Here is a 19,469-nt window from a genome sequence, read left to right on the forward strand (position 1 = left end):
CATGCTGTGTCCGCAATCGGCCCAAATCGGTCATCCTTGGTAAAGCAAGTCTATAAGACCGGGCAGGTGCCACTGGTTTAGCGAAGTTTTGCTTGGATCACCAATGCTGGGCAGTATATCCAACTGCCGTCAAAGGCAGTCCACTTGACCTACTGCCGCGTAAGCTGCCAACGGAGATGCCTGCAATCCGACGGCAAGAACTAGGCCATGGCACGCGGTCAAAAACCATCCACTTGTTCGAAGTTGCGGGCGGGTGATCGCAGCGATGAGGAATGCGAAACTGGTAAATCCCACTGCCAGCCAGAGAAAGCCGAGCGGAGGAATGTAGAGCATAATGATCGACCAGCAGCTTGCAAAGTATAGCGACCTGCTGTCATGTAGGACCATGTAGCCAGTGCTACCCATAGCAGTGTGTGAATGAGGACTGAACTCGCTCTCCACAAGTAGCTGTATCGCACTGGCTGTCTCCATTGTTCTACCTTCGACATCAATACAACCCAGCCGTTATTCGCGCAATGACTGCAGGTGGCGGCTTCCAGCCAAAAGCGCTGTTGCAATTAAGCACTCGTCTCCTACGTCCAGCTTGCCCAGCGTTCAACGTCTTTTCGCGGCCCGCGCTTCTCTTCGGGATCGGCACTTGGCCCTCCCATGATAGCGTCCAGTAGATGATGTGGTCCAATCTATGCTGCATCCTGATGACGGGTCATCGGAATAAACGCCGCCACGAACTCACATCACCATCGTCCTCGAAGGACCTCTTCCGCTGCTACGCGGAACCTTGGATTCCAATTTCCCTCTCGCCTCTATGGCTGTTCGTTATGCCGCGACAGTTGAGACAGTGTCCTCCCTCGTCCAGCGAAACTCCGAGCCATCCACCCACATGCGATGCATGACGACAGCGAGACGACGGGCCAGTGCGACCTTGGCTTTTTTACTGCCATTCCGTTTGGCGATGTTCATAGCCCATGCCTTCAGCCAGCACCATTTCGCCACGCGCGTCATCATCGATTGGGCGGCTTCATACAGCAGTCGCCGCATCATGGCATCCCCGCGTAAAGAGACGTGACCGACCCGCCTCATTTCGCCGGACTGTTTCACTACGGGGGTCAGACCCAATATCGCTCCAACAGATCGCGAATGTCGGAACCGGCTGGGAATATCGATCGCCGAGACATAAGCGAGCGAGACAATCGGTCCAACGCCGGGTATGGTCATCAGCCGCCTGCACACCTCGCCCTGCTTTGCCTCGGCTAAAACCCTCTTTTCCAGTTTGGCGAGCCCTTCTCGCAACTTGCACCGTCCAGCGAGCAGTGGCTCCATGATTTCCGCCAGCTCAGCGTCATGTTCAACAAGTTCGAGTATCCTTCTCTCGAACGTGCCGCCAGAGGCATGGCCGACCTTCAGGCCGAAGTTGCGCAGAAGCCCACGCATCTCGTTCTCCAGGTCGATCGCCTTCTCCTGCAACAACGATCGGGCCGTTAACAAGGCGCGGCGCTTCTGGCTGGTGAGCGTCTTCACATGCACGTCCTTGAACAGGCCGACCCGCATCATATGGGCGATGCCGCGGGCATCGTTTCGATCACTCTTATTCTGCTGCAGAGCATCCAGAAACGCCTTTGTGTGGCGCGTCTCGATGCAGAAGACGGGCAAGCCAGCTTTTGCCAGGCCTTCGACGAGCCATTGTGACAGCGGGCCGGCCTCCACACCCACCCTCTCCAAGCTGAATTTCGGATCACTCAGGATGGCAACAAGGTCCTCTGGGTGAGAGACCACCTTCCGCTCACGGCATAACTTCCCGTTTTCATCGACGATACAGACGCTGGTTTCTTTGACCGAGACATCGAGGCCGACATAATGTTTCATGGCTGCGCTCCTCAGCATGATGGTTTTGCCTGTTCTGACAGGCTACCTCTATCGTCGGCGGTGCGGTGCAGCTCCTTCTTCCTGATGGATGAGATAGGGCACGAAGCCGATTAGCCCATCTATGCTGACGTCATTGAGGTAACTGGCCGGCCCAGCAACCTCCGACGAGAAAGGATAGACCTTCTTGACCGCATTCGTCTTCAGATCGACCTGAACAAGCTTCGGCCCGTCCTTGACGGTTTTCTCGCTGTTCGGTGCCGCAGGATCGACGATCCAAAGCGACCCTTTACCGTCGGCCACGGCACTCTGCACCGTCACGAAGTGATCCTTGGGGGAGATTTCCGACATCTTGGCGTTGCGCCAGGAATTCCATTCATCGTTCGGATACGGCTTGATCGTCCCATCCTTCAGGACCTCTGCCACCGACACTGGAACGTCCTCGGACCAGCGCGGAAAGTTCACGAAGATGCGGCCGTCTTCCGAAACGGGTCACGCCCGTGACCTGATGGTCGAACGTGGCGACACTCTCCAGCCAGTCGTCGGACTTGCCCGTGATCGGCGCCGCCAGTTCCTTCGCCTTATTCGTCAACTTGTCGAGGGTCTGGGCACCGGCAGGGTGCGCGAAGGCTATGAGCGCTGTCGCGATGGCAAGGCCGGAAACCGTCATCATGCGTCGGGACATTGTAATCTGCTGTTCAATTGCCGAGGCAAACTTCGGGGCGGAACAGAAGTTCCGCGCCCGTCGCCGGGAACCAACGACGCGCGGCCGGGTTCAAATCTTCAAAGGAACGCCTCATGTCCAAGCTTTAAACCGACGACGTCCGCATTCATTTCACCGAACACGGCAGCGCGAATGGCGAACCGGTGCTCTCGCTGCACGGATGGCCCGACGACGCTTCTACCTGGGACGACATCATCGCTCAGCTCCCAAGCAACCGATATCGATTGTGTCGTGCCGACGCGGTCCGTGCCTGCAAACGACAGGTTTCAAGTGTTGTTCCTTTGAAACGGTTCCTACGAAATCACCAAACCCACCGTTTGCGACCGCCAGGAACATTAACGGCGTGACGGCGTTTTGTTTATTTCATCCAAGCAAGAGGAGATATTCCGTGCCACAGGGCGACAAATCCGCATATACCGACAAGCAGAAACGCAAGGCCGAGCATATCGAGGAAGGCTACGAAGATCGTGGCGTCTCCGATAAGAAAGCCGAACGCCGTGCCTGGGCCTCCGTCAACAAGGAAAGCGGCGGTGGCAAGAAATCAGGCTCGGGCCGTGGCCACGCCGAAAACCACGCCTCCTCCGAAAAGGGTGAACGCAAGGGTGGTGGTGCTGCTGCGTTTCGCACCAAGGAAGAGCGCTCGGCCTCAGCCAAGAAAGCTGCAGCTACGCGTAAGCGCAACGAGCACCACGCGCTTCATTGATAGGACAGGCGTCACGGCAGCGGCGCCGTTTCTTCTAAGAGGAACGCTCATGTCGACGAAGAAATCCGAACAGAAATGGTCGCAGGATGTGACCGACAACAGCGGCGCGATGGATCTGAAAGGCGGCGTCTTCAAGCAGCGCAGCGCCAAGAAGATCGCCGACTCGCTTAAGGCATCGGCCGAACATAGCGACCGCGCCAAAGCCGGTCCTTTCCAGTCCGCCATGTCGATGCTGAATTTCTATATTAATCGCGCCGGCAAGCAGCTTTCGAAGTCGAGGTTGGCGACGCTCGACAGGGCTAAGGACGAGCTGCGCAAGGATTTTGGTAAGGAGCCGAAACGCTGATTATTCGGGCGCATCACAGCAGCCAATAATCTTGTCACGGCTAAGCGATTCCCGCCGAAAAATGAGGGGCCACATTGCGCAGCGGCGTATTTTAAAAGTTACTCTCCAGCTCTCAAAGGAACCGATCATGCAAGCCGTCCGTATCCACCGCTTCGGCGGTCCGGAAGTCATGGCAATCGAGGAAATCGATCGGCCGACCCCGTCTGCCAACGAAGTCCTCATCAAAGTCTTTGCCGCAAGCGTCAATCCGGTCGATGCGAAGATGCGCGAGGGCAAGTATCCTGTGGTCACCGAGAAGGACCTGCCCTATGTGCTCGGGCGCGATGTCAGCGGACAAATCGCCGCCGCCGGCGACGACGTCTCCAGCTTCCTCATCGGCGACGAGGTTTTTGCCTTTCTCTCGCCAGAACATGGAGGTTACGAGGAATTCGTGCTGGCACGGGCTGACGAGGTGGCTGCGAAACCAAAATCACTGGACCAGGTCGGCGCGGCCGCCGTGCCGCTCGCCGGCATCACCGCGTGGCAGGGTCTCTTCGACCATGGCGGTCTTCGGCAGGGCCAGCGGGTTCTGATCCACGGCGGCGCTGGCGGTGTTGGCCATTTCGCCATCCAGCTCGCCAAGGCAAAGGGCGCATGGGTTGCAACAACCGTGTCGTCGGCGGACACGGAATTTGTGACCGATCTCGGTGCTGACCAGGTGATCGACTACAAGGCGGAAAAGTTCGAAGACGTGATTGCGCCTGTGGACCTGGTCTTTGACCTGATCGGCGGCGAGACACAGGAGCGTAGCTTTAGCGTCGTAAAGACAGGAGGAGCGCTGATCTCGACGCTCCAGGAACCCAACAAGGCGCGAGCAAAAAAACTGAACATTCGGGCGGGACGATACACTGCTCAGCCGAACGGCGCTCAATTGCAGGAGATTGCGACGCTGATCGATCAGGGCAAGATGAAGGTCGTCGTTGCCAGCACCTTCGGGCTTCGCCAAGCCGCAGAAGCCCAGTCCGCCCTCAAGGAAAAGCACATCCGCGGCAAAGTTGTCCTGAAGGTCGTCGAGCACCAAGCAACGACCGTGATTGACGACGACACACGGAGATTACGGGCATACCAAATCTGGGAAGACGAGGGCCGTCCAGAGGGTCAGGACCTCGCGCACTGGTATAGAGCCGGTGATGCCGGCACAACGGAGGAGCGTGCCAACTATCGGCGGTACTCTTCCGGTGTCGCGCCTGCTGGATCGCTGGTGATCAAATTCTATCATTCCGGCGATCAGGTTCGCGGATATGTGCGCAAGGTCTCGGCCACAGATACGGATGATACGATCTTTCCGGGCGAGGAGATGGAGCCGGAAGCGGCCTTCAAGCTGGCAGACTCGCACAAGTCCGATAGCAGCGAACCCGTCTTCGTCGAGCTTGTGGAAGGCGTTAAATGGAATCCCGCCTGGGGCCGGCTGGGATGACCGAGGAAGGAAGTCGACAATGACGAAACGCGAAACGCCGCCGGAAGCCATCCCGGCCGAGACAGATGATGCCCGCTCGATAGATAGCCCCGCTGCAGATCGTCAGCGCAACGATCTGGCCAAGGCCGCGGCGAAAGAATTGCACCGTGCCATGAAAGAAACAGACCGAGCATCAGGCCATCACACATCGACAACTAAGGAGCGCCAGCAACATGGAAGAAAGTAAAATGCCGTCAGAGGCAGAAATCGAGCGCGACGCTGGAGGACAGTCCGAAAAGCAACCATGCCGGAGCATCCAACAACGGCGTGAGCAGCGCCAAGCCACATGTCATCACGCATTCGGACGATGCTACCGTCAATAAAAAGGCACCGGGCGAAGATGAAGATGCCAAGGATTGGGACCTCAATTACGACGAACGTGACATGAACGAAGGCGAGATTCAGGGCTGAAGGCCACCGGCGGTGTTCGGCAATTTGTCGCCCAGACAGGGATGGCCAGTGCGCCGGTGGGGCTATATTTGACAGACGATCGATTTGATGGGCCATCTCCATGAACATTAGACCCCCCCTTCTCGTTCTTCTCACCGGCATCGCGACCGCCCTGATCGGTTTGGCCCTTGCCGGGCTTGGGACATGGTTGGTGCTTCTCGATGGCAGTCCTTATTATCTCCTGGCTGGCTTGGGGTTGCTGGTATGCGGCATCCTGCTCGGGCTGCGAAGATATTTGGGCGCTTGGGTCTATACGGCCGTTCTCGTCGCAACCGTCGTCTGGGCTGTCTGGGAAGTCAGTCTGGACGGATGGTCGCTGATCCCACGCCTCATTGCGCCAGCTGTGCTTGGCATCTGGATCTGGTCGCCTTGGATCGCCGGCCGCCTCGGGACCGATCGCAGTCGGCGTTGGCGGTGGGCGAATATCGGCCTTTCCTTAGCTGTAATTGTGTTGGTCTTCGCCATGGGATACCGCGTCAGTGAAAGCCGCTATCTTGTCATCAGTACCCCGTCAGGATGGGAAAACAAGGACAGCGGAAGCGATCCATCAGTTGCTGACGATGCGTGGAATTTCTATGGTCGCACGCCGGCCGCCGATCGTTATTCACCTCTCGATCAGATCAATCCCACCAATGTGTCACAGCTGAAGCAGGCTTGGTCCTTCTCCACCGGTGATCTCCCGCGCTCCGGCGAAAACAAGGGCGGCCACGAATTCAGTTTCGAGGCCACACCGATCAAGGTCGGTGATGCCATCTACTTCTGCACGCCCCACAGGGAAGTTGTGGCGCTCGATGCGACAACGGGTGAGCTGAAGTGGCGCTACGATCCCGGCGGAGACATGTCTCACAATGTCTATCAGGCCTGCCGCGGTGTCTCCTATTTCGAGGCACCCACAGGCACGCCTTGCCCGCATCGGATCATCTCCACCGCATCGGATCTGCCCCGATTGTTCGAAGTGGATGCCGATACCGGAAAACTTTGCGACAGTTTTGGCAATCACGGCATGGTCGATCTTCGCGAGCACATGGGCATCGTGCCGGCAGGGTTCCACTTCATTTCGTCGCCACCCATGGTCATCAATGGAAGGGCGATCCTCGGTGGATGGGTTTATGACAACCAGGCAGTGGGTGAACCCTCGGGCGTGATCCGTGCTTTCGATGCGACAACCGGCGCATTGTCGTGGTCGTGGGATATGGGCAGGACGCCGGCCAACGCGCCGCTCGGTAAAGACGATATCTACACTCGGGGAACACCCAATGGGTGGGGCGTCTATTCCGCCGACCCGAAGCTCAATCTTGTATTCGTACCCCTTGGCAACGCCACGCCGGATTATTACGGCGCGGAGCGGCGTCCCTTCGATGATGCCTATTCCAGCTCGCTTGTCGCGCTTGATGTCACGACGGGTCAGGAGCGCTGGCATTTCCAGACGGTCCATCACGATCTATGGGATTTCGATGTTCCTGTCGGCCCTTCCCTTGTCGACTTGCCTGACGCCGACGGCGAAGCCACCGTTCCTGCGCTGGTTCAGACGACCAAGCAGGGAGAAATCTATCTGCTCGACCGGCGCGACGGCAAGCCGATCTCTCCGGTCGAAGAACGGCCCGTTGCTCAGGGCGATATTCCGAATGAACGGTATTCGAAGACACAGCCCTTTTCGGTCGGTATGCCGGCGCTTCGCGCTCCCAAGTTCCAGGAAAAGGATGCCTGGGGTGCTACGCCGATCGATCAGCTCGTCTGCCGGATCCAGTATCGGCAAATGCGCGACGACGGGCTTTACACCCCACCTGGCCTGAAACCGACACTGGGTTGGCCGGCCTTCGACGGAACCTCCGACTGGTATGGCTCGACGATCGATCCGGTTCGCAAGATGATGTACATCAATACCACCTTTATGCCCTTCAGGCTCCAGATGATCCCTTACGACAAGGGCTTGCAGCAGGGCCTGTACAAACCCTGGGGCGGCTGGGGGCAGCCGTATCCGCAATCGGACTTCAGCAACAACCCTGAACACGGCACTCCGTTTGCTATCACCGTCGATGCCTGGCTGAATTTCCTGAATATCCCTTGTAGCCGTCCCCCATGGGGCCAGATGCAGGCGATCGACCTCCTCACCCACAAGGTCGTGTGGCAGCGCCCGATCGGGACAACAAAGAACATGGGACCGTTGGGCATTCGTATGCCCGTAGGCTTGCCGACGGGTGTCTTCAGCATGGGCGGCAGCGTTGCGACCCGCAGTGGTATTGTGTTTATCGGCGGCACGACAGACCAGAGCATCAGGGCCTTAGATGGGCGCACCGGTCAAACACTGTGGGAGGGAGATCTTCCTGCCGGTGGCAACGCCACCCCCCTCACCTATCTTGGAAAGGACGGCCGGCAATACGTGGTCATTGCGGCTGGCGGCCACGGTGGCCTGCAATCTCGCAACGGCGACGAGATCGTCGCGTTCGCGGTACCGAAAGGATCTTAGACGGAGCAGGTTGGCAGCATCCAACTTGGTTGCTGCCCCTAGATGGCATTGCCGCGCGTTTTCTTGCAGCTCTCTGCTTTGCGGGCAATGGTCGCTAACGGTCGCCGAGGAAAAGTTGAGACCACACCGACTAACTGGCTCAAATCATAGTGGTTGAACATCGCCAATGGATCTGGATATCATGCCTGTCGTTCCGACCTGGACCGAAATTGCCTGGCGGCTGGCGCTGACGGTCGCCGCGGGGTGCCTGATTGGCCTCAACCGAGAAGCCGGCGGGCACCCAGCAGGTTTTCGAACGACGCTGCTGGTCGGCCTTGCTGCTTGCCTCGCAATGATCCAGGCCAATTTGCTTCTCGGCGCCAGCGGCAAAACCGATCAGTCCTTCGCGGTTATGGATACGCTTCGGTTTCCACTTGGCATACTCACCGGCGTAGGTTTCATCGGCGGTGGAGTAATCCTTAAGCGGGGCGATATGGTCACCGGCGTCACGACGGCGGCGACACTTTGGATCATGACAGCGATCGGTCTATGCATTGGCGGCGGCCAGTGGATTGTTGGCAGCACGGGCGCCATCATCGCTTTCGTCGTTCTTTCGCCGTTCAAACTGTTTGACCAAGCCATCCCTCGCATGCAGAAGGCACGCGTTGTCATTGAGCCTCTTGATTCGAGCGATATTGTCGATCTGTCGCAGTTTCTTCCACAATGCAGTTCTTGTCGATTGATTAGCAGAAAGCTGACGGAGTCAAAACATATCGCCCTGACTTTTGAAATTGGCTGGCGGAAAGTCGAGCTCATAGCGCTTTCTCGCCACCTGGAAGAACTGGGAAGCAAGCGGTTCAGAATACTGGAACTCGAGTTTCTCAACGCAACCACCTAACGATGTCGCCTCAAGGGGATTCGCCATCGACCAGTGAGATCGCCGAATTACATGTCCTTTGGTCTTGCAGTCCCCTCCAGCACACGTGCAATGTCGGCAAAGACCTCTTCGCGCTCCTCGATGCTGAGGTCTTTGATAATCTTGATCTTTTCTTCCATATCAATCTCACTCTGAACAAGACGTGCGATGCGACCGAGCTCATCAAGCATCGATCGAAAAAAGGGCTAGGAAGAGAAAAATCCAGATTCAAGACCTCAGTGCAGCTTGAACTCGCCTGCGACACGCCGCCATTCATTGGGTCCGATCAGACGCTGATGGGTATAGCGGACGGAATGCAGCGGCCCGTCGAGGCTTGTTTGCCAGAAGTCGAGGAACTTATGCATCTCGGGAAAGTCAGGCGCCAGATCGTAGTCCTGCCAGACGTAGGTCTGCAGGACACTCTCGAAATCGGGAATGCGGTAGAGGATATGTGCGGTCGTCAGCCCATAGCCATTGAGCTGACGCTCCAGATCCGATGAAAATTGCATGCTTCATCTCCGTTTCGTAACACTGCAAAGGTGACGCATAATTTTGCGGCCATCAACAGATTTTTGAACGTGGCATCAAGCTTTGTTGTTCCTTTCCAGTATGTTAGCAGCCATGTAACACGAGTGCTAATTTTTTCGTTTTGACCTCTTGAAATCGAAAAATCCCGAAAATAAATTTTTCCCGCGAAAGCTCATTCGAGGTTCGCACCCGCCCGAACCGGTCATCCGGTCCGGCCAGGGGATCAACGTCATCTTTTTTGCTCAACGGAGGAAAACATGTCGTTCCGACCGCTTCATGATCGTATTCTCGTCCGCCGGGTCGAGTCCGAAGAAAAGACCAAGGGCGGGATCATCATTCCCGATACCGCCAAGGAAAAGCCGCAGGAAGGCGAAGTCATCGCCGTCGGTCCCGGCGCGCGCAACGAGGCCGGCCAGATCCAGGCGCTCGACGTCAAGGCCGGTGATCGCATCCTGTTCGGCAAATGGTCCGGCACCGAGATCAAGATCAACGGCGAAGATCTGCTGATCATGAAGGAAAGCGATGTCATGGGCATCATCGAAGCCCAGGCCGAGCAGAGACAAGCCGCCTGAGGCGATAACCGCCAAATCCACCCCATCAGTCAAACTAAGCTGCCTAATAAAGGAGTGAAAAAATGGCTGCGAAAGACGTCAAATTCAACACCGATGCCCGTGAACGCATGCTGCGTGGGGTCGATGTGCTTGCCAATGCCGTGAAGGTCACCCTCGGTCCCAAGGGCCGCAATGTTGTGATCGAGAAGTCCTTCGGCGCGCCGCGCATCACCAAGGACGGCGTTTCAGTCGCTAAGGAAATCGAACTGGAAGATAAGTTCGAGAACATGGGCGCACAAATGCTGCGTGAAGTGGCATCGAAGACCAACGACCTCGCCGGTGATGGCACGACGACCGCGACCGTTCTCGCCCAAGCGATCGTCAAGGAAGGCGCCAAGGCGGTGGCCTCGGGCATGAACCCGATGGACCTGAAGCGCGGTATCGACCTTGCCGTCGACGCCGTCGTCAAGGAACTGAAGACCAACGCCCGCAAGATCACCAGCAATTCCGAGATCGCACAAGTCGGCACCATCTCGGCCAATGGCGACGAGGAGATCGGCCGCTATCTCGCCGAAGCAATGGAGAAGGTCGGCAACGAAGGCGTCATCACCGTCGAAGAAGCCAAGACCGCTGAAACCGAACTCGAAGTCGTCGAAGGTATGCAGTTCGACCGCGGTTATCTCAGCCCCTACTTCGTCACCAACGCCGACAAGATGCGGGTCGAGTTCGAGGATCCCTATATCCTGATCCACGAGAAGAAGCTCTCCAACCTGCAGTCGATGCTGCCGGTCCTCGAAGCCGTCGTGCAATCGGGCAAGCCGCTGCTGATCATCGCCGAAGACGTCGAAGGAGAGGCGCTTGCAACGCTCGTCGTCAACAAGCTGCGCGGCGGCCTGAAGATCGCGGCCGTCAAGGCTCCTGGCTTCGGCGATCGCCGCAAGGCCATGCTGGAAGACATCGCCATCTTGACGGGCGGCACTGTCATCTCCGAAGACCTCGGCATCAAGCTGGAGAACGTCACGCTAAACATGCTTGGCCGCGCCAAGAAGGTGGCGATCGAGAAGGAGAACACGACCATCATCGACGGCGTTGGCTCCAAAACGGAGATCGACGGTCGCGTTGCGCAGATTCGCGCCCAGATCGAGGAAACCACCTCGGATTACGATCGCGAGAAGCTGCAGGAACGCCTTGCCAAGCTTGCCGGCGGCGTTGCAGTCATTCGCGTTGGCGGCTCGACGGAAGTCGAGGTCAAGGAAAAGAAGGACCGCGTCGACGATGCGCTTCATGCGACCCGCGCAGCGGTCGAGGAAGGCATCCTGCCGGGCGGTGGCGTTGCGCTGCTGCGTGCCGTCAAAGCGCTCGACAATCTCAATACGGCCAATCAGGACCAGAAGGTCGGGATCGAGATCGTGCGCCGTGCGATCGAAGCCCCCGTGCGCCAGATCGCCGAGAATGCCGGCGCCGAAGGCTCGGTGATCGTCGGCAAGCTGCGTGAGAAGACCGAGTTCTCCTACGGCTGGAACGCCCAGACCGGCGAATATGGCGACCTTTATGCCCAAGGCGTCATTGATCCGGCCAAGGTCGTGCGCACAGCGCTCCAGGATGCCGCCTCGGTTGCCGGTCTGCTGGTCACGACGGAAGCGATGATCGCCGAGAAGCCCAAGAAAGACGCCACGCCGGCGATCCCGGCTGGTGCCGGCATGGACTTCTAAGCTATCAAGCCAGGCTCGCCCCAGCCCATGGGGCGAGCCGATTGTGGAGTGTGTATGAGCTTGCCATCGAAAGAAGACGCACGTCTTTGCGCCAGCGTCGTCAAAGAGATTGCCCGAGCCAAAGGGATAACGGGTGACCCGGCCTCCATCGGAGCGCTGACGACAACAGTCGCCAGATTGTTCAACAGGGGACTGCGAAACCGCGACGTCCTTCTGTCAGAGGCAATGACGATCGCGGACATAACGGCGTCTCGTGGAGAGCGTGACGTGCTTTCCGGTGAGCTGCGGAACATGAACCCAGGTGCCATCGATTTATCCATGGAGCCAGAAGATGAGAGAGGACATCAACAGCAGTAACAGCCAGGCCGGCGCCGTAGCACCACTGAGTGCCGGACATCTGCTTCATCCAGCCAAGCATTTTGGTCATCCCCGTGACGTTCTTGCAGCCGACGATATCAGCGATGACGAGAAACGCGCCATTCTCGCGTCATGGGCATCCGACATTTTTGCCATCGAGTCCATTCCGGCCCTTCGTCTTTATCCCGGCACGGATAAGGCCGTCTCCTATGACGAGATCATCGAAGCGCTAAAGACGTTGGACGTGTCTGATCGGCAACCCGGAGATCAGGGCGCACCCAATTCCTTCGACATCCACAGGACGCGCCGCCGCAGACCGCAATCACGCCGGTTTGGCAACCTTGGCCTGTGCAGCTACCGGAAAGGAGACCACCGCCGACAGCCATTCCAAATCTAGACACTACCACGAACTGCCGCGTGCCTCTTCGAGGATGCGGGCGTGATTTTTACCGACGACTCTTTGCTCAATTGAGGAGGTTTTGCCGATGAAGATCGCTCAGATCGCACCGCTCGCCGAAAGTGTTCCGCCGAAGCTTTATGGAGGAACCGAGCGCATTGTTTCCTATCTCACCGAAGAACTTGTCGCCCAGGGCCATGACGTCACGCTTTTTGCCAGCGGCGATTCCGTCACCGACGCCAGGCTGGTGGCGTGCTCGGACGTCGCGTTGCGGCTCAATCCGGCCATCCAGGATCATCTGCCACATCAGGTCGTGATGCTGGAGGAAATCCGCCGGCGGGCACACGAATTCGATGTCCTGCACTTCCATATCGATCTCCTGCATTTTCCGCTGATCCGGGACTTTGCCGACCGCACCGTCACGACGCTGCATGGCCGGCTCGACCTGCCGGACCTCAAGCCCTTCTACAAGGCATTTCCGGACGTTCCGCTGGTTTCGATCTCCAATGATCAGCGCAGCCCAATGCCGCCAGTCAACTGGGCCGGGACTGTCTATCATGGGCTTCCGGTCGACATGCTGCCCTTCACGGAAAAACCGAAGGGCAACTATCTTGCCTTCCTTGGACGGATATCGCCGGAGAAACGGCCTGATCGCGCCATTGAAATTGCCGCCAGGGTAGGCATGCCGCTGAAGATTGCCGCCAAGATCGACAATGCCGACAAAGCCTATTGGGAAACGTTGATCGAACCAATGGTCAAGAGCCATCCGAATGTCGAATTCATCGGCGAGATCAACGAACACCAGAAGGCCACCTTCCTCGGCAACGCCGGCACAGTGCTCTTCCCAGTCGACTGGCCCGAGCCCTTCGGACTGGTCATGATCGAAGCCATGGCCTGTGGCACGCCGGTGATTGCATTCGGATGCGGCTCGGTTCCCGAGGTGATCGACAATGGGATCTCGGGCATCCTTGTCGATAGCGTGACGGAAGCAGTGGAGAACGTCAAATGGGCTCTGCGGATGGATCGAAAGACAGTTCGTGCGACCTTCGAGAAGCGCTTCAGCGCAGAACGGATGGCGCGGGACTATCTCGACATCTATCGCAACCTGCCGGGCGTTCGCACAAAGGCAGCGCCGCTGCGCCGCGCCAATGGCCAGGACCTGGATCTACAGGTCGTGGCATAGATCGGAGGCCATCAGCATGTCGATCGCTTCTGCAGACGTCGGTTCGGCGGGGGCAGCCAGCCAGGCGCCGGTGGCGCAGTTCTTCATCCCGGCGACCGCCTCGCTGCAGGAGCGACGGCCGCGCACCCTGAAGCACGGCGATACCTTCGCCGTCTTCGACCACAATGGCGATGCGCTTTCCGGGCCAGGCAGCCCGGAAGGCCTGTTTCACCGGGATACGCGTTATCTCTCGCATCTCTACCTGACCATCAACGGCAAGCGACCGATGCTCTTGTCGTCGACGCTGCGAGACGACAACGCGACGCTCACCTGCGATCTCACCAATCCCGATCTTCTCGACGACAAAGGCAAGCTCATCCTCGCGCATGACCTTGTCCACCTGCGTAGGACCCGCTTCCTATGGAATGCCCGTTGCTATGAACGGCTGGCCATCCGGAACTACGACGATCGGCGCCAACACGTCCGCGTCGAAATCGCGTTTGGCACAGATTTCGCCGATCTGTTCGAAGTGCGGGGAACCTTGAGAGCGAAGAAGGGCCGGCATCTTCCTGCTGTCATGGATCAGGAGAGTGTCCTTCTCTCCTATGTCGGCCTGGACGACCGCAGGCGATCGACGCGTCTTTTGTTTGCTCCCGAGCCCGACGAAATTCGCAGCGATCTCGTCACCTTTGATCTCCATCTCGGACCCCACGAGACGCGGTCGCTGTTCATCGAGATCGCTTGCGACCAAACCGCAGCTGATCAACCGAGCCACCGCTCCTTCTTCCTGGCCCTGCGGGATGCCCGCCGGGCGTTGCGCTCCTCGTCCTCGCGCGCGGCCTCGATCGTCACCTCCAACGAGATCTTCAACGAGGTCGCACGCCGCAGCATCTCCGATCTCTACATGCTGATGACCGACAAACCGGAGGGGCCATATCCCTATGCCGGCATTCCCTGGTTCAGCACCGTCTTCGGCCGCGACGCGCTGATCACTGCGCTGGAGACCCTCTGGCTCGACCCGCAGATCGCCCGTGGCGTGCTCGGGCATCTGGCGGCCAACCAGGCCACAGCGATTGATCCTGCTTCCGACGCCGAGCCCGGCAAGATCCTGCATGAGGTGCGCTATGGCGAGATGGCCGAACTCGGCGAAGTTCCTTTCCGCCGCTATTACGGCAGTATCGATTCGACGCCGCTCTTCGTGATGCTAGCTGGCGAATACGTCAAGCGGACCGGCGACCTCGCCACCATCGATCGTCTTCTGCCGCATATCGAGGCGGCGCTGACATGGATCGACGAGCACGGCGACCGCGACGGCGACGGCTTCGTCGAATACGGGCGGCTGACCGAAGAAGGGCTGATCAACCAGGCGTGGAAGGATAGCCACGACTCAGTCTTCCATGCGGACGGGACGCTGGCCAGGGGCCCGATCGCGATCGCCGAGGTGCAGGCTTACGTCTATGGCGCCTGGCAGGCGGCGGCCGAGATTTTCCGCGTGCTCGGCCGGCCGGAACCGGCGGCCAAGTTCCTTGCCCGAGCCGAAGGTTTGCGTCGCGCCTTCGACGCTGCCTTTTTCGATGAGGAACTGGGCACTTATGTGCTTGCCCTCGACGGAGAAAAGCGCCCTTGCAGAGTGCGCTCTTCGAATGCCGGCCACGCGCTGTTTACCGGCATCGCCTATCCCGAAAGGGCCGCGCAGGTCGCCCGCACTTTGATGAGCGCTTCGTCCTTCTGCGGATGGGGCATTCGCACTATCCCCTCGACCGAGGCGCGCTATAATCCCATGAGCTATCATAACGGCTCGATCTGGCCGCATGACAATGCCTTGATCGCCAGCGGACTTGCCCGTTACGGCTATCGCTCTGACGCGGCGCGGATATTCGAGGGCCTGTTCGCGGCCTCGACCTATATCGACCTGCGCCGCCTTCCGGAACTCCTCTGCGGATTGCCGCGCCAGCGCGCCCAGGGCCCGACCTTCTATCCGGTCGCTTGCTCTCCACAGGCGTGGGCAGCCGCAGCGCCACTCTTCCTGCTGCAATCCTGCCTCGGCATCGATTTCGATCCCAATGCGCGCGCGATCAACTTTTACGAACCGCGCCTGCCGTCCTTCGTTGATGAGATTGCGGTCCGAAACCTGCGGATGTCGGGCAGCTCGTGCGACGTCGCGCTACGTTGTTCGGGGCGGCAAGTCGTTGTCGAAGTCGTCGATCGCCGTGGTGATATCAAAGTGGTGTCGACCTCATAATCGGACCCTTCAGCAAGACAATCGTTCCGAAAACCAGCTATTTGTATGTCGCAGTCAGGTCTGGCCAGCAGAAACGCATAGGTGCCGACCCCCAACAGACCGCTGAAGGCACTGCCCACCAGCGCCATGTATGCCGTTAGAAGGGAAATAACGAGCATGGTCACAGCTCAGGTGGTGCCGCCATAACAGCCGAGGCGCTCTGGCTTACATAGGTCCCGAGGGCGATGACGCTCACCCTAAGCATCAAGGTTCACGGATGAAGATGAAAATACTGAGGTTGGCGCAGTTCGCCAGCGCCGACTTGAAAAGGGTGCACTCAGCCCGCCAAATCCTTGCGTTCAACTCGGCTCCGCTTGTGAGTTGACGAACCTCTGTAGATCCATCATCCCCCGTTTGGGATTCCTTGGCTTGAAGAACCCATTGTCCAAACTTTCTTCGGTCATCCGCGTATAGGCGTGCGCTGCCGCATCGGAGAAACCGAGCTTTCTATAAGCCGTTTTCCACTGACCACGCTTAATAACGTTTACTGCCACGTCCCTCTCGAAAACAGCGGCGAACGCGTTGGCCACATCGGTTGGGGTATACCGCTGCGGACCTTCTACATATTGGAGCTCCGTTTCGGTAATCGAGGATAGCAACCGCGCGGCGGCCGCCTGTCCTAAATCCTCGGGCGCAACCATAGGCATCACAGTGTCCGCCGGAAACATTGTCGACAGTTCACCTGTCGTTCGGACTGTATCGGCTAGCGATGTCCAGTTCGACATATAGTAGGCGCCGCGATTGATGGCGGCGGGGATAGCCTGCCGGCGCAAACCCTCTTCAAGTTCCCAAAGCGTCGTCAGGTCGCCTATTCCGTTTCCAGGTCTGGCGCCGTATGTGGATGCGGCGACGACCTTTTCTAAGCCGGAGCCATCAAGGGCGGCCAGGATGTTACGTGCCGTGCGCAGTTCGGTCGCATTGGTGTCGGTATCTGGGCGAGCAGGCGGGTTAAGCAGGAATGCACGTCGACCGCTGCGAAACGCGGTTTGCATCGATGCGACGTCTTCCGCGTCCGCGCGAAGCACCAGAGCTCCTTTTTCACGCCATTCATTCGCTTGGTCAGGCTGACGCGTAAGCACGGTTACATCTTTCCGGTCAGCTAGAAGAGCATTGGCGACCGCCCGGCCGACATGACCTGTCGCACCCATAACAATAAACATCATGCAACTCCGTTTCGTGTTTGCACGATCATAACAGGGTGCTTTGACAATTTTCGTCAGGGGCGTACTATAGGGCGATGCCTTGTTCGACTTCCTTATAGCGCGCTATGAGTCTGGACCGGGAAATGGGCGGACGTTCGTCGATCTTTTGTACCGCGATAAGTCGATCGACACGAAAGTGGCGAAACGCGCTACGGCTTTCGCACCAAGCCGCTAGCATCTCGCAATGGTCGAACCAGCCAATCGCAACGGGCCAGGTCGTTCTGCGGCTGCGCGACCCATCGGCATCGATATATTCGATCGCGAGCTTACACTCCGTCTTAAGGCAATCCCGAACCGCTGTCAGGGCCTGAATGCGCACGGAGTTTAGTGGCCCGACGAGAAGTGGTGACGAAATCTCATCGGTTGCCGTAAAGCGCTCTGGTGCCGCGGCTGTCAGCTTGCCACGTGCCGACTCCGCGGCAGCAATTTGCAAAGGATCGCCTCGGCAGAGCACGAAACGGAGACCAAGCATAATGGCTGAAGCCTCTTCCCTATCGAACGCGAGGGGCGGCAGGAAGAAGTCATCACGCAGAATGTATCCCACCCCGCCTTCGCCGGAGATCATGGCACCCTGTGCGATAAGGGTCTGAATGTCGCGATAAATCGTTCGCTCACTGACCTCAAACTCATTTGCAAGAGTCAACGCCGTAACCGGTGTTCGTTTCTTGCGAAGGGCCTGAAGCAAAGTCAAAAGACGCTCGGTTCTTGTCATTTGCGATCACTCCGACAGCTTGAGTGCCAGTATAGACCTGAGCACTTAGCCGACTCTGACTCAAGTGCTCGATTACGCTGAGACCTCATTAGCGCCGCAGGTGGTAATCTGACCGTCCGCGATGCCAGAATTTTATCTTTACACCAATCGCTTCTTCAGCGAAAAATACGAAAAACAGGAGAATGCCTTTGCTCACGGATCCCACCTTCCACCGCGTCGCGGCCGGTCTGTAGCTTACGCGTCAGCGTCATTAATTGATCGGTCGAGGCAGAACCGCGCCGTTTGTGCGCTATATCGCTTTAATCGAAAGAAATCAGATGATCGTCGAAACGACAAGCGAGGATTACACCTCGCTTATCTGCGGCTGTGCGCCTCGAACATTTACCCTTGCAGACACGCCCATCGCGCCCGCGCCTGTTCTGGAGATGCTTGCAGAGGTAGCGGCCAAGATCCGACAGACCTTCACGCCAGCTTCGTGGCTCATTGTTCATGACAACGAGGTCGTCGGAATGTGTTCCGTGACGCGTTCACCCGAGAACGGTGTCATCGATATCGGATACGGTATCGCTGCGAGCCAGGCAATCGCAGATATTGTTGAGTGGGCTAGCAATACGCCGGGCATTAATACCGTCACGGCGGAAACTAGTCTGGACAACCGTGCGTCCCAACGCGTCCTTCAGCGCAACGGCTTCGCCATGATTGGCGAACGATACGATGAGGAAGACGGCCAGTTGATACGCTGGTGCCGATTCACAAAATAGTAAATGCCCGCCGCAAGTTTCTGCTTGCGGCGGTTTTCTTAGTTACTGGCAAGGTCGAATTGGAACAATGCATGATAATCAGAAGCGAAACCTCTTCCGACATTGCGGCAATTGATGATCTGACCAGACGAGCCTTCCTACCAATGGCGTTCAGCGATGGCAGTGAAGCATCGATCATTACGGCGTTGCGTGGTGCAGGACATCTCACGTTGTCGTTAGTGGCCGAAGAAGGCGGCGTGATCATCGGCCATATCGCGTTCTCACCCCTGACAATTGGCGACGCCATTGAAGGTTGGTTCAGTCTAGGTCCAGTTTCTGTCGAGCCCGAGCGACAGCGTTCAGGCATAGGAAGACGTCTGTGGCAAGCGGCGTTGCTCATTTTCGCGAACACGCGGCGCTCGGTATTGCCCTGATAGGCGATCCCCATTTATAGCCGGTTCGGTTTCGAAAGCGATGGCCAACTTACTTACAAAGATGTTCCGAGAAACCTAGTGCAAAGGATCACCCTCTCGGGCCCGCATTCGATCGGAGAAATGCGGTTTGTAGATGCTTTTGAGATGCAGGGATAGCGAATATTATGGTGATATGCCTTGAACGTTCATGATATTGGGCGCTGAACTCTGTGTTTTATGAGGGCGGCGTTGACCCAGGAGTTCACGATAAAGACCAGGGCGCCGCGACTGTTCGATCAAGCCGCTTCAGACAGGTGAATGGGCGATGCGCTCGTCGAAGCGCGTCAAAGCGATACCGGTGTGGATTTTAGTTGGCACTTCAATCTTGAAATTTACATACTCCGGACGGGTTTTACCAGCCAGGATAAGCCGGATTTTACGCTAAGAATTTCAATAGACCTATTTTTGCTGAAG

The 19,469-nt window shown here is 57.9% G+C and carries 19 protein-coding genes and 1 pseudogene; 15 read left to right on the plus strand and 5 right to left on the minus strand.

Annotated elements, in window-relative coordinates:
* Positions 1-816: 816 nt before the first annotated feature.
* The gene (locus GR212_RS23210; protein WP_163989946.1) at positions 817-1,863 is read right to left on the minus strand and encodes an IS110 family transposase; all 1,047 of its coding nucleotides are present in this window, start codon (positions 1,861-1,863) and stop codon (positions 817-819) included.
* 120 nt (positions 1,864-1,983) lie between these two features.
* Positions 1,984-2,530, minus strand: a pseudogene (locus GR212_RS23215) (gluconolactonase); the annotation flags it as partial.
* A gap of 442 nt (positions 2,531-2,972) precedes the next feature.
* Here GR212_RS23215 and GR212_RS23220 point away from each other — a divergent pair.
* The 7 genes from GR212_RS23220 (at position 2,973) to GR212_RS23245 (ending at position 8,922) form a co-directional block, all read left to right on the plus strand.
* Positions 2,973-3,287 carry a plasmid stabilization protein gene (locus tag GR212_RS23220; protein WP_163989949.1) on the plus strand — a complete coding sequence of 105 codons (315 nt, stop codon included), beginning with the start codon at positions 2,973-2,975 and terminating at the stop codon, positions 3,285-3,287.
* Between the two features lie 49 nt (positions 3,288-3,336).
* Positions 3,337-3,633, plus strand: coding sequence for a DUF3175 domain-containing protein (locus tag GR212_RS23225; protein WP_163989952.1), 297 nt, complete (start codon positions 3,337-3,339; stop codon positions 3,631-3,633).
* A gap of 127 nt (positions 3,634-3,760) precedes the next feature.
* Entirely contained in the window at positions 3,761-5,089 is a 1,329-nt protein-coding gene (locus GR212_RS23230; RefSeq protein WP_163989955.1) for a zinc-binding dehydrogenase, read from the plus strand.
* A gap of 19 nt (positions 5,090-5,108) precedes the next feature.
* On the plus strand, positions 5,109-5,315 hold the full coding sequence (locus GR212_RS23235) for a hypothetical protein (protein WP_163989958.1): 207 nt from the start codon (positions 5,109-5,111) through the stop codon (positions 5,313-5,315).
* Between the two features lie 80 nt (positions 5,316-5,395).
* Complete coding sequence (locus GR212_RS37780; RefSeq protein ID WP_432444398.1) at positions 5,396-5,539, plus strand: hypothetical protein; 144 nt, start codon at positions 5,396-5,398, stop codon at positions 5,537-5,539.
* Between the two features lie 100 nt (positions 5,540-5,639).
* Positions 5,640-8,045: a membrane-bound PQQ-dependent dehydrogenase, glucose/quinate/shikimate family gene (locus GR212_RS23240; protein ID WP_163989961.1), complete on the plus strand. Its 2,406-nt coding sequence runs from the start codon at positions 5,640-5,642 to the stop codon at positions 8,043-8,045.
* 166 nt (positions 8,046-8,211) lie between these two features.
* On the plus strand, positions 8,212-8,922 hold the full coding sequence (locus tag GR212_RS23245; RefSeq protein ID WP_204326718.1) for an MgtC/SapB family protein: 711 nt from the start codon (positions 8,212-8,214) through the stop codon (positions 8,920-8,922).
* Positions 8,923-9,176: 254 nt separating this feature from the next.
* Here the strand turns inward: GR212_RS23245 and GR212_RS23250 are convergent, their stop codons facing one another.
* Positions 9,177-9,449, minus strand: coding sequence for an usg protein (locus GR212_RS23250; RefSeq protein WP_163989963.1), 273 nt, complete (start codon positions 9,447-9,449; stop codon positions 9,177-9,179).
* A 276-nt stretch (positions 9,450-9,725) separates the two neighbouring features.
* On the opposite strand from GR212_RS23250, the gene groES reads away from it, so the two are divergent.
* The 6 genes from groES (at position 9,726) to GR212_RS23280 (ending at position 15,889) form a co-directional block, all read left to right on the plus strand.
* Complete coding sequence (groES, locus tag GR212_RS23255; protein ID WP_097595821.1) at positions 9,726-10,040, plus strand: co-chaperone GroES; 315 nt, start codon at positions 9,726-9,728, stop codon at positions 10,038-10,040.
* Positions 10,041-10,102: 62 nt separating this feature from the next.
* A complete protein-coding gene (groL, locus tag GR212_RS23260) occupies positions 10,103-11,731 on the plus strand; it encodes a chaperonin GroEL (protein WP_163989966.1) in 1,629 nt (542 codons plus the stop codon).
* 54 nt (positions 11,732-11,785) lie between these two features.
* Positions 11,786-12,088, plus strand: a complete 303-nt coding sequence (locus GR212_RS23265; RefSeq protein ID WP_163989969.1) for a hypothetical protein — start codon at positions 11,786-11,788, stop codon at positions 12,086-12,088.
* A complete protein-coding gene (locus GR212_RS23270) occupies positions 12,063-12,485 on the plus strand; it encodes a hypothetical protein (RefSeq protein ID WP_163989970.1) in 423 nt (140 codons plus the stop codon). Before GR212_RS23265 ends, GR212_RS23270 begins: the two co-directional genes overlap by 26 nt.
* An 88-nt stretch (positions 12,486-12,573) precedes the next feature.
* On the plus strand, positions 12,574-13,668 hold the full coding sequence (locus GR212_RS23275; protein WP_163989973.1) for a glycosyltransferase family 4 protein: 1,095 nt from the start codon (positions 12,574-12,576) through the stop codon (positions 13,666-13,668).
* A 16-nt stretch (positions 13,669-13,684) separates the two neighbouring features.
* Positions 13,685-15,889 (plus strand): amylo-alpha-1,6-glucosidase, encoded by a 2,205-nt coding sequence (locus tag GR212_RS23280; RefSeq protein ID WP_163989976.1) that lies wholly within the window; start codon positions 13,685-13,687, stop codon positions 15,887-15,889.
* A gap of 338 nt (positions 15,890-16,227) precedes the next feature.
* Here the strand turns inward: GR212_RS23280 and GR212_RS23285 are convergent, their stop codons facing one another.
* Positions 16,228-17,091: an NmrA family NAD(P)-binding protein gene (locus GR212_RS23285; RefSeq protein ID WP_246725888.1), complete on the minus strand. Its 864-nt coding sequence runs from the start codon at positions 17,089-17,091 to the stop codon at positions 16,228-16,230.
* A gap of 64 nt (positions 17,092-17,155) precedes the next feature.
* The gene (locus tag GR212_RS23290; RefSeq protein ID WP_163989979.1) at positions 17,156-17,842 is read right to left on the minus strand and encodes a helix-turn-helix transcriptional regulator; all 687 of its coding nucleotides are present in this window, start codon (positions 17,840-17,842) and stop codon (positions 17,156-17,158) included.
* A gap of 317 nt (positions 17,843-18,159) precedes the next feature.
* Here GR212_RS23290 and GR212_RS23295 point away from each other — a divergent pair, with 317 nt between their 5' ends.
* Both GR212_RS23295 and GR212_RS37615 read left to right on the plus strand, forming a co-directional pair.
* Positions 18,160-18,603 carry a GNAT family N-acetyltransferase gene (locus GR212_RS23295; RefSeq protein WP_204326719.1) on the plus strand — a complete coding sequence of 148 codons (444 nt, stop codon included), beginning with the start codon at positions 18,160-18,162 and terminating at the stop codon, positions 18,601-18,603.
* Complete coding sequence (locus tag GR212_RS37615) at positions 18,585-19,016, plus strand: GNAT family N-acetyltransferase (RefSeq protein WP_348643510.1); 432 nt, start codon at positions 18,585-18,587, stop codon at positions 19,014-19,016. Before GR212_RS23295 ends, GR212_RS37615 begins: the two co-directional genes overlap by 19 nt.
* Positions 19,017-19,469 lie beyond the last annotated feature (453 nt).

It is taken from the genome of Martinezella lusitana (genome assembly GCF_010668395.1).
GTDB lineage: Bacteria > Pseudomonadota > Alphaproteobacteria > Rhizobiales > Rhizobiaceae > Rhizobium > Rhizobium lusitanum_A.